The organism is Collinsella sp. AF37-9 (assembly GCF_003475115.1).
In the GTDB taxonomy this organism is placed as follows: Bacteria; Actinomycetota; Coriobacteriia; order Coriobacteriales; family Coriobacteriaceae; genus Collinsella.
The window spans coordinates 23,020-35,489 of sequence record NZ_QROQ01000007.1 but is presented as its reverse complement, the minus strand read 5'-3'; the positions used below and the strand labels follow the sequence as shown (position 1 = coordinate 35,489).

At 60.1% G+C, this 12,470-nt stretch carries 13 protein-coding genes and 2 tRNA genes; all 15 read right to left on the bottom strand.

Annotated features, from left to right (window positions below):
* Window positions 1-92 precede the first annotated feature (92 nt).
* The 15 genes from proC to DW024_RS03560 all read right to left on the bottom strand — a co-directional run bounded on the left by proC (window position 93) and on the right by DW024_RS03560 (window position 12,444).
* On the bottom strand, window positions 93-863 hold the full coding sequence (gene proC / locus DW024_RS03630; protein WP_117655499.1) for a pyrroline-5-carboxylate reductase: 771 nt from the start codon (window positions 861-863) through the stop codon (window positions 93-95).
* 74 nt (window positions 864-937) lie between these two features.
* Window positions 938-1,408, bottom strand: a complete 471-nt coding sequence (gene rlmH, locus DW024_RS03625) for a 23S rRNA (pseudouridine(1915)-N(3))-methyltransferase RlmH (protein WP_035136824.1) — start codon at window positions 1,406-1,408, stop codon at window positions 938-940.
* Window positions 1,409-1,414: 6 nt separating this feature from the next.
* Entirely contained in the window at window positions 1,415-2,353 is a 939-nt protein-coding gene (locus DW024_RS03620) for an SPFH domain-containing protein (RefSeq protein WP_117757556.1), read from the bottom strand.
* A gap of 288 nt (window positions 2,354-2,641) precedes the next feature.
* Window positions 2,642-2,728, bottom strand: a tRNA-Leu gene (locus DW024_RS03615).
* A gap of 43 nt (window positions 2,729-2,771) precedes the next feature.
* The gene (locus tag DW024_RS03610) at window positions 2,772-3,689 is read right to left on the bottom strand and encodes a TatD family hydrolase (RefSeq protein ID WP_118328388.1); all 918 of its coding nucleotides are present in this window, start codon (window positions 3,687-3,689) and stop codon (window positions 2,772-2,774) included.
* On the bottom strand, window positions 3,679-4,539 hold the full coding sequence (gene rsmA / locus DW024_RS03605; protein WP_118376995.1) for a 16S rRNA (adenine(1518)-N(6)/adenine(1519)-N(6))-dimethyltransferase RsmA: 861 nt from the start codon (window positions 4,537-4,539) through the stop codon (window positions 3,679-3,681). Before rsmA ends, DW024_RS03610 begins: the two co-directional genes overlap by 11 nt.
* A gap of 107 nt (window positions 4,540-4,646) precedes the next feature.
* Window positions 4,647-6,248, bottom strand: a complete 1,602-nt coding sequence (metG, locus tag DW024_RS03600; protein ID WP_117583811.1) for a methionine--tRNA ligase — start codon at window positions 6,246-6,248, stop codon at window positions 4,647-4,649.
* A gap of 69 nt (window positions 6,249-6,317) precedes the next feature.
* Window positions 6,318-7,196, bottom strand: coding sequence for a 16S rRNA (cytidine(1402)-2'-O)-methyltransferase (rsmI, locus tag DW024_RS03595; protein ID WP_118376994.1), 879 nt, complete (start codon window positions 7,194-7,196; stop codon window positions 6,318-6,320).
* A 6-nt stretch (window positions 7,197-7,202) separates the two neighbouring features.
* Window positions 7,203-8,264: a glycoside hydrolase family 5 protein gene (locus DW024_RS03590; protein ID WP_055250529.1), complete on the bottom strand. Its 1,062-nt coding sequence runs from the start codon at window positions 8,262-8,264 to the stop codon at window positions 7,203-7,205.
* A 482-nt stretch (window positions 8,265-8,746) separates the two neighbouring features.
* Window positions 8,747-8,819: transfer RNA gene (locus tag DW024_RS03585), tRNA-Phe, on the bottom strand.
* Window positions 8,820-8,942: 123 nt separating this feature from the next.
* Window positions 8,943-9,227, bottom strand: a complete 285-nt coding sequence (locus DW024_RS03580; protein ID WP_035137167.1) for a ribbon-helix-helix domain-containing protein — start codon at window positions 9,225-9,227, stop codon at window positions 8,943-8,945.
* On the bottom strand, window positions 9,227-9,493 hold the full coding sequence (locus DW024_RS03575) for a hypothetical protein (protein ID WP_118093913.1): 267 nt from the start codon (window positions 9,491-9,493) through the stop codon (window positions 9,227-9,229). Before DW024_RS03575 ends, DW024_RS03580 begins: the two co-directional genes overlap by 1 nt.
* A gap of 58 nt (window positions 9,494-9,551) precedes the next feature.
* Window positions 9,552-9,911 carry a DUF192 domain-containing protein gene (locus DW024_RS03570; RefSeq protein WP_233541325.1) on the bottom strand — a complete coding sequence of 120 codons (360 nt, stop codon included), beginning with the start codon at window positions 9,909-9,911 and terminating at the stop codon, window positions 9,552-9,554.
* Window positions 9,908-10,384, bottom strand: coding sequence for a TadE/TadG family type IV pilus assembly protein (locus DW024_RS03565; protein ID WP_117759589.1), 477 nt, complete (start codon window positions 10,382-10,384; stop codon window positions 9,908-9,910). Before DW024_RS03565 ends, DW024_RS03570 begins: the two co-directional genes overlap by 4 nt.
* Entirely contained in the window at window positions 10,384-12,444 is a 2,061-nt protein-coding gene (locus tag DW024_RS03560; protein ID WP_117803619.1) for a hypothetical protein, read from the bottom strand. Before DW024_RS03560 ends, DW024_RS03565 begins: the two co-directional genes overlap by 1 nt.
* Window positions 12,445-12,470 lie beyond the last annotated feature (26 nt).

The window sequence follows — 12,470 nt, the reverse complement described above, 5'->3', positions numbered from 1 at the left end:
TGGAATTGAGCCAGTTGCGGGGCACTTTTCGCTAAAAGGACAAAACCGCAGGAAAAACCTGCCAAAATAAACTGTCCCTTTTTTGGTCGGTTTTACTGGAGGGTTGCGTCGATTGCCTTGACCAGGGCGCTGCGCATGCCGGCGTCCTCGAGTGCAACGACGCCCTTGATGGTGGCACCGCCGGGCGAGCATACGGCATCCTTCATCGCCGCAGGATGCTGGCCAGTTGCAAGCTGCAGCTTTGCCGTACCCAGCACCATCTGGCTCACAATGCGATAAGCATCCGCACGCGGGATACCGTGCTTGACCGCCGCATCGCCCAGGGCCTCGATTGCCATGGCGACAAACGCCGGAGCGCAACCACCCACCGTGCCGCCCACAAACAGCAGGCTTGTGTCGAGCTCGACGACAGCGCCAAGCTTACCGAGCAGGTCGAGCACCACAGCACGCTGCTCGTCGTTAAGCGTCGAAGCCTTCTCGCAGGCGATGACGCCCTCGCCCACCGAAACCGGCGTGTTGGGCACCGTCGAGATATGCGCGACGCCCGGCAGGACCTGCTCCCACTTGGCACTGTCCCAGGTCCAGGCAACCGACAGAACGACCTTTTTGGCAAGAGCATCCTTGAGCGGGGCGAATACCTTCTCGATCATGTACGGTTTGACCGCAGCGACCACGATATCGGATGCGGCGACAACCTCGGCGGCATCGTGGCAGGCGACCATGCCGCGCACCTCGCAACGCTCGACCAAAGCATCGTAGCGGCCTGCGCAGGCGCACATGTCGCCCGCGGCCACGCCGGCGGCAATCCAGCCATCGGCCATAGCACTCGCCATATTGCCAAAACCGACAAATCCAATCTTCATATCACACAGTCCTCTCAGATGCGTTCCTCAAAAACGAAAGTCATTGTCCCACGCTATTGTTTCGTATTGCCGACCTACTTGTGATACGGCTCGCCACGGCTAATCTTGCAGGCGCGGTAGATCTGCTCCAGCAGCACCACGCGCGCCAGGTTGTGCGGCAAGGTAATGCGCCCAAAGCTGAGCATCTCGTCGGCGCGGGCGCGCACCTCATCACTCACGCCGTCCGAACCGCCGATTACAAAGGCAATGTCGCTACTACCTCGCAGCATAAGATCGTCGAGCCTCGCCGAGAGCTCCTCACTCGAACGCTCCTTGCCCTCAATGGCCAGCAAGATCACATGCGCTCGAGACGGCAAGGCAGCAAGAATCGCCGCCCCCTCCTTGTCACGCGCAGCATCCACACCGCCCGCCTTAGCCGGGTCGATATCGGCCACCTCGCGGATATCCACCTTGGCATAGGCACCCAGACGCTTGGTGTACTCAGCGCACGCGTCCTTCCAAAAGCGCTCCTTGAGCTTACCAACACAAACGACGGTGTATTTCACGCGCGCCTACTCCTTCGAATCGTTTTGAACTTTGCCGGCAGCCAGCATCTGCTCGAACATAGAGGCCGACTGCGAGAAGTCGCTCGGCAACACGACCGTCGAGTTTTTGCCCGTACGTGCGAACTCCGTCATCATCTCGGTCCACTGCGTAAACATGAACAGCTGGTTGGCCTCATCGTTGCCAACGCCTGTCTCCTGGATAATCTCGAGCGAATCCTTGATGCCCAACGCGATAGCTTTGCGCTGGTTGGCGATGCCTTCGCCTGCCTTTTCCATCGCCTCAGCCTCGGCGGTCGCCTCGGTGACGCGCTTGATGCGGTCTGCCTCGGCGAGCTCCTGTGCCGCAGCGCGCTTGCGCTGGGCGGCGTTGATGTCGTTCATGGAGTTCTCAACCTCGGTCGGCAGTGCGATTTTGGTGATGAGCGTCGACACGAGGGTGAAGCCGTAGGCGGCCATCTGCTCGGAAACGGTAGCGTTGACATCCTTGGCGATGTCATCCTTCTTGGCAAAGACCTCATCGAGTGTGTAGACAGGAATCGAAGAGCGCAGGGCGTCGGTGATGAAGTCGCGCATCTGGTCGACGGGCTCCTGCAGCATATAGTAGCTCTTGTAGATGCCCGAATCTGCCGGGCCGGCGCCCATGTCATAGCTCACGTGGTACTGAGCGGAGACCTCAAGGCCGATGGTCACGTTGTCCTGGGTCTTAACGTCGATGCCAAAACCGTTTTTCATGGTGCGCAGGCTCACCGTGGCGGCCTTGCGGTCGATCACGGGCACCTTCACGTGGAAGCCCGCGTTGACGATACGATTGAACTTACCCAAGCGCTCGATGATCACAGCGTGCTGCTGCTCAACGACGTAGCAGGCGTTGGGAAGCAACAGCAGCAGGATGATGATGGGAATCAAAAGGCTCGTAAGGGCAGCGATGATACCGGAAAACAGCATGGTCTCTCCTCTGATAGGCGCACGTTGCCATTAGGATACCCGTCCAAGGAGATCGTGTATAACAAAAAAGCCCCCATTGCTGGGAGCTCTTTCAATCAATGGTGCGGGCGAAAGGACGTCCGCGTATCCGCTTCGCGGATCCGCACCGGCATCGGCCGCCTGCCGGCGTCCTCGCCAGCTCGCTAAAAACGCTCCGCGTTTTCTTTACGCTCGCTCCTTCACAGGTTCAAGTCCCTGCGACGGGCCCATAACAAAAAAGCTCCCATTGCTGGGAGCTCTTTCAATCAATGGTGCGGGCGAAAGGACTTGAACCTTCATGGGGTTGCCCCCATACGGACCTGAACCGTACGCGTCTGCCAATTCCGCCACGCCCGCGTGCAGGAATTAGAATAACGGAGCTCCACCGCGAACGCAAGAACTATTTTTGAAAAAGTTTGCAGGCATTTTCCCAAGCGGCATGCGCGATTGTTTCGGCGTCCTCACCAGTGCGATCGACACGGTCGTTAACCAGCGCGTTTGCCGTAATGGAGATCATTGCTGGCTCGCATTCAAGACCGCGAATGGGCTCCGGCGCCATATACGGGCAATCCGTCTCGAACAAAATGCGGTCGAGCGGGGTCGCCGCAAATGCCTCGCGCACGTCGTCGTTGCGCTTAAAGGTGGCCGCACCACCATAGGCGATATAGCAGCCCAGCTCCACAAAGCGCTCCATCGTGGCGCGGTCCTCGCCAAAGCAGTGCAGCACGCAACCGGCCTGAGGCACACCCACCTCGCGCAGCACGTTGTACGCATCCATATGCGAGGTGCGCTCCCCATCCGAGTCCTCGTGCCGCAGGTGCAGCTCCACCGGCACATTGCGGCGCACGGCAACTTCGAGCTGACGCGCCATGCAATCAATCTGCACACTGTGGGGCGCCGGCGCGATGTCGTCGTCGTAATCCATGTGGTAGTCCAGACCGATCTCGCCGATACCGGCGCACAAAGGGTCATCGAGCGCAGCAACAACCTGCGCGTGAATGTCATCGGTATAATCCGGCGCGCCATAGGGGTGAACGCCAGCGAGATACTTGATCTGCGGAATATCCCGCATCGGCAGAATTTCGCGCACGAGCCAGTCGCTATAGTCCGTCACGCTGCGCTTGTCGGCGATGGGGTCGAGCATCGTCACCAACAGGTCGACGCCCGCGGCTTTGGCGCGCACGAGCGTCTCGGGCACTTCTTTCCCCCAAAACGAAAGCAGATGCGCATGCGTGTCAGCAAGCGGTGCCAAGGGCACAGGACAAGCAACCGTCTTCTTTTTCTTGGTAAACGTCACGCGTTCGGCATTAGGCATCATGGATGAGCTCCTGAGCCAGGCGGATAAAGTCGGCAACATCAAGCGTTTCTGCGCGCGAGGTGGGTGCGATACCGCAAGCCTCAAAGGCGGCGTCGAGCACGTCCTTGGCAAAGCCGTTGGCGCTCATGGAATTGCGGATGGTCTTGCGGCGCTGAGCAAATGCAGCATCAATCACGCGGGCCACAAACTCGCGATCGAGTCCTTCGGGCGCCACGCCGTCAACACGGTCGATACGCACGACGGCCGAGTCCACGTGCGGTGCCGGCATAAAGCAACGTGGCGGCACCTCAAAGCGACCCGTAACCTGCGCATACAGGCCGAGCTTTGCCGTGTAGCCGCCATAGGTCTTGTTACCCGGCACCGCGGCAATGCGATCGGCAACCTCCTTTTGAACCATGACCACGGCACGCTTGAGCGCGGGCATCGTCTGGAAGAACTGCAGGATGATCGTCGCCGCCACGTTATAGGGCAGGTTCGCGACAAATACCGTCGGCTCACCGCCTGCAGCCTGCTCAATCTGCCCCGTCGTCACCTTGAGCGCGTCGCCCATGATAAAGCGGAAGTTGGCATAGTCGGCGGCATGGGCATCGAGCACCGGTTCGAGTTCGGGATCGGCCTCGATCGACGTGACGCACGCCGCCTCCTGCAGCAGCGCGAGCGTGAGCGTACCAACGCCCGGGCCAACCTCGAGCACGCGCTCATCGCCCGTGAGCTCGGAAAGCTCGCAAATGCGCTCAATTACATGGTTGTCGATCAGGAAGTTCTGGCCCAGGCGATGCTTGGTCGCAAGGCCAAACTCCTCCAGCAGCTCCCTTGTTGCCGTGGGGTTTGCCAAAGGCGAAGTTGTCATAGTTGCCTCCTTAGCATGATGGCGGCGTCTTGAAACAAAAGGGCATGGACCGTTGCGGCCATGCCCTTACATCTAAACAGCAAATTGCCGATATGGCGCGCGGCGTCTTAGCCCAGACGCGGGAACAGCGGCTCACCCTTCTCGACGGGCTGACCACCGGCAAGCAGGCCCCAAGCGCAAATGCCCTTGAGGTCGTCGCTCGCGGCCTCGTCCTCGCAGGACAGGCGGCGCAGGGCTTCGGCAGAGGTCTGAGGCATGAGCGGCATCAGCAGGTGAGCGGCAATGCGGATGGCCTCGAGCAGGTTGTAGATCACAAATGCCAGCTCGTCAGCCTTAGCCTCATCCTTGGCAAGCGCCCAAGGCTCGGAGTCCTCGATGTAGTGGTTGGCGGCGTGGATGAGCTCCATAACCTCGTCCTTGGCTCCGCCGTAATCGAGCACGTCCATCTTGGCCATGTAGCGGTCGACCAGGCCATCGGCGATCTTTGCCAGCGGGTTGTCGAACGCATCGAACGATGCGGGCTTGGCGGGCGCGCAACCGTCAAAGTACTTGCCGCTCATGTTGAGCGAACGCGAGATAAGGTTGCCCCAGCTGTTGGCCAGGTCGGCGTTGTAGACCTGCTCCATGCGATCGAAGCTGATAGCGCCGTCGGTACCGGGAACGACGTCGGTCATAAAGTAGTAGCGATAGCCCTCGACGCCCAGCATGTCGATAACGTCCTGCGGAGCGATGGCGTTACCGCGGCTCTTGGACATCTTCTCGGCCTTGCCGGTCTCGGCATTGCGCACGGTCAGGAAGCCGTGGGCAAAGACGTGCTCGGGCAGGGCCTCGCCGATGGCCATGAGCATGGCGGGCCAAATGACGCAGTGGAAGCGGATGATGTCCTTACCCACGATGTGGAACTGCGCGGGCCAGCGATAGGCCAGCTCGGCACGCGCCTCGTCGGTGTCGACACCGTAGCCGACGGCCGTCATATAGTTGAGCAGCGCGTCAAACCATACATAGGTCACATGGCCCTCGTCAAACGGAACCTGGATGCCCCAGTCAAAGCTCGTGCGACTCACGGAAAGGTCGTTGAGGCCGCCCTCGACAAAGCTGCGAACCTCGTTCATGCGGAACGCAGGCTCGACAAAGTCGGGGTGCTCGTCATAGAGCTTGAGAAGCTTGTCCTGGAAGGCGGAAAGCTTAAAGAAGTAGGACTCCTCCTGGACGCGCTCAAGCGGACGGTGGCAGTCGGGGCATAGATGCTGGCCGACGCTGCCGTACTCCTCGTCGCCCTTCTGGACCTGCGTATCAGTGAAGTAGGTCTCGTCAGGCACGCAATACCAACCGTCGTAGCTGCCCTTATACAGGTAACCGGACTCCTTCATGCGCTCCCACAGGTACTGCACGGCATGATGCTGGCGCGGCTCGGTGGTGCGGATGAAGTCGTCGTTGGAAATCTCGAGCTTGCTCCAAAGCTCCTTGAAGTGCGGGGCCTGGCTATCGGTCCACTCCTGCGGCGTCATGCCATGCTTGGCTGCGGCCTCGGCGACCTTCTCGCCGTGCTCGTCCATGCCGGTCAGGAACTTGACGTTATAGCCGGCGGAACGGCGATAGCGAGCCTGAACGTCGGCGATGATGGTGGAATAAGCCGTGCCCAGGTGCGGATCGGCGTTGACGTAGTAGATGGGCGTCGTGATAAAGAACGAAGGCTTGCTTTGATCCATGGGGTTTGTCCTCCAGAAAAACGTTGCATACAGAGGATGATTCTAGCGCAAGGGCTGGATATCCTCCATCTATTGCATATCGAGCACCATGGCATAGACATCGCGCTTGCGGCGCGAATACTTCTGAGACAGGCGCTTGGCCACCGCAGACGCGGGCTCCCCCTCCTCGAGCGCGGCGCGGATATCCTCGCGCAGGGCCTCGTCGGGATCCGCTACCGCAGCGCCAACCGGCGCGATGCCGGCCTCCTCGTCCTCGCTCGGCGGCGCGATGACCAGCGCAATCTCGCCCTTTACCTCGCCGCGAGCACGCAGCTCCTCGGCAAGCTGGTCAGCGGGCCCGCGCAAGACCTCCTCGTGCAGCTTGGTGAGTTCGCGGCAGACGGCGACCTCACGCTGGGGAAAGACCTCCGCCACGGCCTCGAGCGTCGCCACGATACGATGTGGAGACTCGTAGAAGATGAGTGCGCCAGGCACCACGGCAAGGCGCTGCAAACGGCGCACACGGTCGCCGTGCTTTCGGCCCAAAAAGCCCTCGAAGAAAAAATGCTCGCAGGGAATGCCGGACGAAACAAGCGCCGTGACGCAAGCAGAGGGCCCGGGAATAACTTCGACGGGCACATCGGCCTCACGCGCCGCCTCGACCAGCGCCTGGCCGGGATCGGACACGCTCGGCATGCCGGCGTCCGAGGCAAAGGCGAGGGTCTCCCCCGCCAGCAGACGGTCGACCAGGCCGGCAGCGCGGCTAGCGATCACATTCTCGTCGCAACGGACAAGCGGCTTGGAAATGCCCAGGTGCATCAGCAGCTTTGACGTCACACGCGTGTCTTCGCAGCAAATGGCATCGGCGGCGGCAAAAGCCTCGCCAACGCGCGGGGACAGGTCGCCTAGGTTGCCGATGGGCGTGCCGACCACATAGAGTTTGCCCGTATGGGCGCTGTTTTGCGTCATATCAACCTATTCAATCATGCCGCGCTCGAGCGTACCAAGCGCCGCGCGGGCGTCCCATGCTGCAATGCGCTTCTCGGTCTTCCACGTTTGGAAGAACCAACCGGCAGCCGGCGCAAACGAAGCCAGCTGGTTGGCGATAAACACGCGCTCGTAGGCATTGCGGCCCTCGGGCGTAACCGACGAGTTGGCAAAGATCGCCGCACCCGACCATTCGCCCACCAGCACGGGGAACCCAGTCGAAATCGCTTCTTTAAGCTCGCGCTTGTTACGCGAAATCGCCGTCGTCAGCCCGCGGGGGCTCGTAATGTCGAGCGCGTACTCGTCGCGGTAATGGTACAGGTGAAGGTCCATGTAGACGTTCTTGTACTTGGCGCCGCGCATAAAATGCTTCCACTCGCTGGGATGCCCCGACGACGAGAAGACGACGATCTTATCCTCGGGCATATACGAACGAACGAGCTCGTAGGCATCGCGATAGAAATTGCGCAGGTAGTGGGCCGGAATGCCATCCGTCATGGTGAAGAGGCTCTTGCGAACGCTCATCTGCGGCGTGTCCAGCAGTTCAATGCCCAGCAGGCTCTCGGCCTCGCCATAGCGATCGGCCAAGCGCTCGAGCACGTCGAGTGCGACATGACGGCCGTTGGTGGACGAATGCCACTCGGCGACAGCCTCCGGCGTGGTGGGCGAATCGTTGGAATCGCCCTGGCCACCGGGCACGGTTGCCAGATCGAGCAGCACGCGGATGTCGTACTTGGCAGCCCACTCAATTGCACGGTCAATGTAGTCGACAACCGAGATGTAGGACGCATCGGACCCCTGTGAGCCAAAGGCATACCAGGGCACCGGCAGACGCACGGCATTGAGGCCAATCTGCGCCATGCGGCGAAAATCGTCCTCGCTCACAAACGTCTCGTAATGGCGGCGCATGCGCTCGTTATAGGCGGCGGTACCCATGGCCTCCTGTAGCTCGGCCGCGTTGGATGCACCGGTCGCCGCGTACAGCGACGGGGTCACCCAAGGCTCGGGAATAAACCAGCCAGAGAGATTAACGCCGAGTATCCTCTCCATCACTGCCCCCTTCGGATCATGCAGGTCGAACCCGCATCGTATTGCATAGGATAAGTATCGTTTTGAGTATACCCGCGTGTGCGGACAGGCGACCGAACGGTCTGTAAAGTGACGCGAAAGTGGGAGGAATGTCTGGGGCGAGCGGGCTCGGAATGGTGCGACGAGGTGTGTACGCGCGCCGGAGGCAGGCACCGGAAAGTGTGTCCCGTTCTGAGCCCTTATTCTGGGACGCAGTTTCCGCAGAACCCTACATAAAAGAAAAGGACCCCTTTGCAGAGGTCCTAGTCAATTCAAGGTGGCGGGGAAGGGAATCGCGTCCGCGCGCTGCGCGGACGGACCGCTGCGGCGCTTACGCGCCTTGCGAGCTGCGCTGGCAAACGCTTACGCGTTTACTCAGCTCCGCGCCCTCACGGGGTTCGATTCCATGTGGGGGCTGCATAAAAGAAAAGGACCCCTTTGCAGAGGTCCTAGTCAATTCAAGGTGGCGGGGAAGGGAATCGAACCCCTGACACGAGGATTTTCAGTCCTCTGCTCTACCAACTGAGCTACCCAGCCATTTGAGGTGTGCCTTGTTTCAAGGCTTGATTAGTATAACCAAGGACGCGTTCCGGTCAACCGAGAATTTTAAAAAAGTTTTTGAGCACAGCCTCGGTTCTTTAAATCGGCACGTCAGAGGCATCAGCCGGCAGCAAGAAGTTTTTCGCTCAGAGCCGCACGGGCAAACTCACTTGGAGTCATCCCCTCGGCAGCCGCCCGTCGACGAATGGCCTCCTTCATTCCCAGAGGAATCTTGACCGACAGCGTTGCCGTCCCCTCACCTGAGAGTGGGGGCCGTCCATGCACGATCCCACCAACGGTGTGTTCGCCATCCGGAAACTCTCCGCGCTCGTACGACTCGCACCACGCGTCAATCATTTCATCCGTTACAACCTGACCATTAGCGGCCGTATACGTCTTGCCCATCATCGACCCCTTTGCCGAGCCCATTCAATCTCCTGCCAAAATTTCTTCTGGACTGGAGACAAGGCATGAATGATAAGCCACCCACGAACAAGCTCGACCGCGACAAGCTCCACGCTTCGTCCGTCTGGGAGCCATCCAATCGCAAGCCATCTCGGCGGCTCGTCCTTCGACTCGCGACGAATTCGCTCAGTAACCGCAAGCCAAGCGCTAAGCACCTGCTTTTCCGTCAGGTGCTTTTTAGCGTTGGGATGGATCTCAACATCCATGCATCTTCTCCTCCATCTTACCCAATTTCGTATGACGAAAGTCCGCTGTCGCCAATTCTTAAGCCGGCACGCGTTGGAGAGCAGGGATCGAAACAATGATTGAAGAGCGTTCTAGTGCGGCCCAGGCGCCGGGGCAGGAGCACGTGCGCCAAGGACGAACGCTTTCGTAGCGCGCGAGGATATTGCCGTCGCGATCGATGAAGGCGATGTCGATGGGATAGGCCATAAAACACGTATGGACCGAAGAGCAGCGTGGAAACGCCATGACGAGCGGCAGACCGTTGGCGGCAACCGGACACCGTCCCAGCATGCCGCGCAGGCGCACGGCAAACGACTCCGCCACCGCAAACTCGGCCGGCGTCCAACCCAGCCTGTTGAGCGCCCGCGCGTACGCGATGTAGGACGAGACCGCGGTCACATGACCACCCCCGGACGCCATGGATCGACCGTCACCGCGCGCTCGTGCGACAACGTTGTCGGCGCCCCCAGCGTAACGCCAGCGATGCTGAGAGAAGTCGGCCACGGCTCATAGTGCATGGTGCAGGTGTAGGTCCTAAACGTACCGGATAGGGAGAGCAGGCCACCATCCGATGCCTCCGCGCCTTGCTCGCTCGACACTTCGATCTGCAAGCCATAGCCTTCCATGGCATTCAGAATTTGAGTCTGAACCGTCGCCGAGGCATCGGCAGAGCTTTCGTCGCCCTCCCCCTCCGACGCCACGGCGTGCGCCAACACGATGTCGGGCACCACGCGGTCGAAGCGCGCGACAGCGCTGGCAAAGATCATGACGTTGTACACGATGAGTGCCAGCACCAGCAAAACGGGCGTAACCACTGCCATCTCCACCGTCGCTTGGGCGCGCTCCTCGCGCAGACGCATGCGGATACTCATTACGACCCACCGCCCAGAGCGCCAACCAGCGTGGCGACATCGACGGTGAGCGGGATGGAGCCGCCGCCGGGCAGAGGAATCTCCGCAAGCGTGAACACCGTGCCGCTAATGGTGCGTTCGACTTGATATTCCAACGCCTCGCAAAGCGCCTTGGGATCGGTCACGCCCAACGGAATACTTCGCAGCTTGTCTTGCGCTTGAGAGAAACCAGCAATGTCAGACCCCGGACTCTTAATGACGTTGGCGGAATCGGTCAGCACCGGCTTTCGCAGGCGCAAGTCGCACGGCTCCAGACCCAACGCCGCCACGGACGCCGAAACGGTATCGCCGAGCCACGATGCGATGGAGCCCAACGCGCCGCTGCCCCCTCCTAGGCCTTTAATCATCTCGTCCATAAGTTCGTCGGCCGAACCTTGGATGTCTCCGTATCCCACAAGCAGCCGTCCCCAGACATCCATGACGCCATCGAGTACGCCGGCAACGCCACCCGAGCGTTCCTTCAATGTCGAGAAAAATCGCGAAAGCACGTTGTTTTGCGCCGTCGCCCCATCGGGCGCCAGCACCGCGGCAGAGATGGCACCGCGATCGCCAAGCCTGACTGCCGTGTTAAACGAAGAGTTGAGCTCATCGGGGCTCGAGATGGCACCCGAAACCGCAAAGGCAACCACGCCGTTGCGACCGGGCGGAGCGATACGCGGACGCTCACCGGAAAGTTCTTTGATGGCGGTATCGAACGCATTGCCCGCACGGTCGGCTTCGTCCTCGGTCTGACGCTCGAGCTCGAGCTCCTTGTTGCGACAGTCGACGTAGTCCTCCAGGGCGTCTTTAAACTTGTCAAAGTGATACTCGAAGCCGTTTTCGATAGAGGTTGAAGGCGCCGCAACAGCACCAAGCGACAAAACGCCAAAATGGCATTTGCTGCATTTATCCTGTCCATCGTAATCGGCAACCGAAGCAAATCCGCTCGGCGTCCCTTTCTTATAGTTGGGGCAGGTCGTCCCGTAATGCAGATACGCCTTGTCATCGTTTACGCTAGTCGGCCACACCGCATCGGTATAGAGTTCCGTCGCCCGAACCTCATCAGAGTTGCGCGGCAGCAGCGGAATATAGGAGGAAACCCTGTCTCCGTTCTCGGTTATATATGCCCGATCGACCTCCGCGTTCGCATAGGTATAAAACGCCTTACGCGCCGCAGACTCTGCCTTCATCTCGACACTCGAGCCCTGGGGCTTCTCATTTGTCAGACGCCAATGGTAGTAGTCCTTCGCGCGATCAAGGGCAACTTGAGGCTCCCACGTAACGCTCGATGAGTAATGCGGATTTTGAACACCGGAAAGATCCGTTAGGCTTTTTGCGCGCTCCCACATACAAGAACAGCTGCCGACCGAGCCCTTGTCAGACCCACCACAATCCGCCAGCCAAGCGCGCTCCTTTGCCTTCGCCGTCTCCTCCGAGGCCTTCCGCAGCTCCTCGGCCGCACGCTCTAAATCATCTGATGTGTCTTTAATGGTATCGGTCGAGATCTCTGACCCTTTGAGCGCAGCAAAGTCCGACTCGGATGTCCTGGGCACGGCAAGCGCCGTACCGGTATAGGTCACACTATCGGTATCCTGCGCCGACACCGCCTGCGTGGCACGCGCGGCGATCAGATACGGCAGAGCCGTCTCGATTTTCTGTAAGCCTTCCGATGCGCTTTTGGCAAACTTGTTGCGCGTTTTAATGATCTCGATCCCGGTGTCGACCATATTGCCGGCAACCGGCTCGGCACCCGGGATGAGGATGGCGACCAGGCCCGTCCCGATCGTGGCAAACCCCGCCAGCCCCAGACTCAAGATACTCGCATCAACCACCGTGGCAGCCGTGTGATAGGACGACACTACGTTGGCACCCGCCAGCGCGCCGCTATCGGCCGCCACCTGGGTGTCCCCGGCACGCGACATGCTCCATATCGCCGCGGTCGACGAAAACAACAATGTGAGCACCACTAGGATGACCACGGCAGAAGAAAGCGTGGTATAGGCGCCGTCTTCGATAAACAGATCGACACCGGCTCGACCCATAAAGCCGCCTCGCTTGCAATGGCAGC

Excerpts from the sequence above, each read along its gene's own strand:
- metG (WP_117583811.1), bottom strand. The coding sequence starts at position 6,248 with ATGGATCAAAGCAAGCCTTCGTTCTTTATCACGACGCCCATCTACTAC.
- DW024_RS03565 (WP_117759589.1), bottom strand. The coding sequence starts at position 10,384 with ATGAGTATCCGCATGCGTCTGCGCGAGGAGCGCGCCCAAGCGACGGTG.
- proC (WP_117655499.1), bottom strand. The coding sequence starts at position 863 with ATGAAGATTGGATTTGTCGGTTTTGGCAATATGGCGAGTGCTATGGCC.
- rsmI (WP_118376994.1), bottom strand. The coding sequence starts at position 7,196 with ATGACGCAAAACAGCGCCCATACGGGCAAACTCTATGTGGTCGGCACG.
- DW024_RS03620 (WP_117757556.1), bottom strand. The coding sequence starts at position 2,353 with ATGCTGTTTTCCGGTATCATCGCTGCCCTTACGAGCCTTTTGATTCCC.
- rsmA (WP_118376995.1), bottom strand. The coding sequence starts at position 4,539 with ATGACAACTTCGCCTTTGGCAAACCCCACGGCAACAAGGGAGCTGCTG.
- DW024_RS03560 (WP_117803619.1), bottom strand. The coding sequence starts at position 12,444 with ATGGGTCGAGCCGGTGTCGATCTGTTTATCGAAGACGGCGCCTATACC.
- DW024_RS03575 (WP_118093913.1), bottom strand. The coding sequence starts at position 9,493 with ATGGATGTTGAGATCCATCCCAACGCTAAAAAGCACCTGACGGAAAAG.
- DW024_RS03580 (WP_035137167.1), bottom strand. The coding sequence starts at position 9,227 with ATGGGCAAGACGTATACGGCCGCTAATGGTCAGGTTGTAACGGATGAA.
- DW024_RS03590 (WP_055250529.1), bottom strand. The coding sequence starts at position 8,264 with ATGGAGAGGATACTCGGCGTTAATCTCTCTGGCTGGTTTATTCCCGAG.
- DW024_RS03610 (WP_118328388.1), bottom strand. The coding sequence starts at position 3,689 with ATGATGCCTAATGCCGAACGCGTGACGTTTACCAAGAAAAAGAAGACG.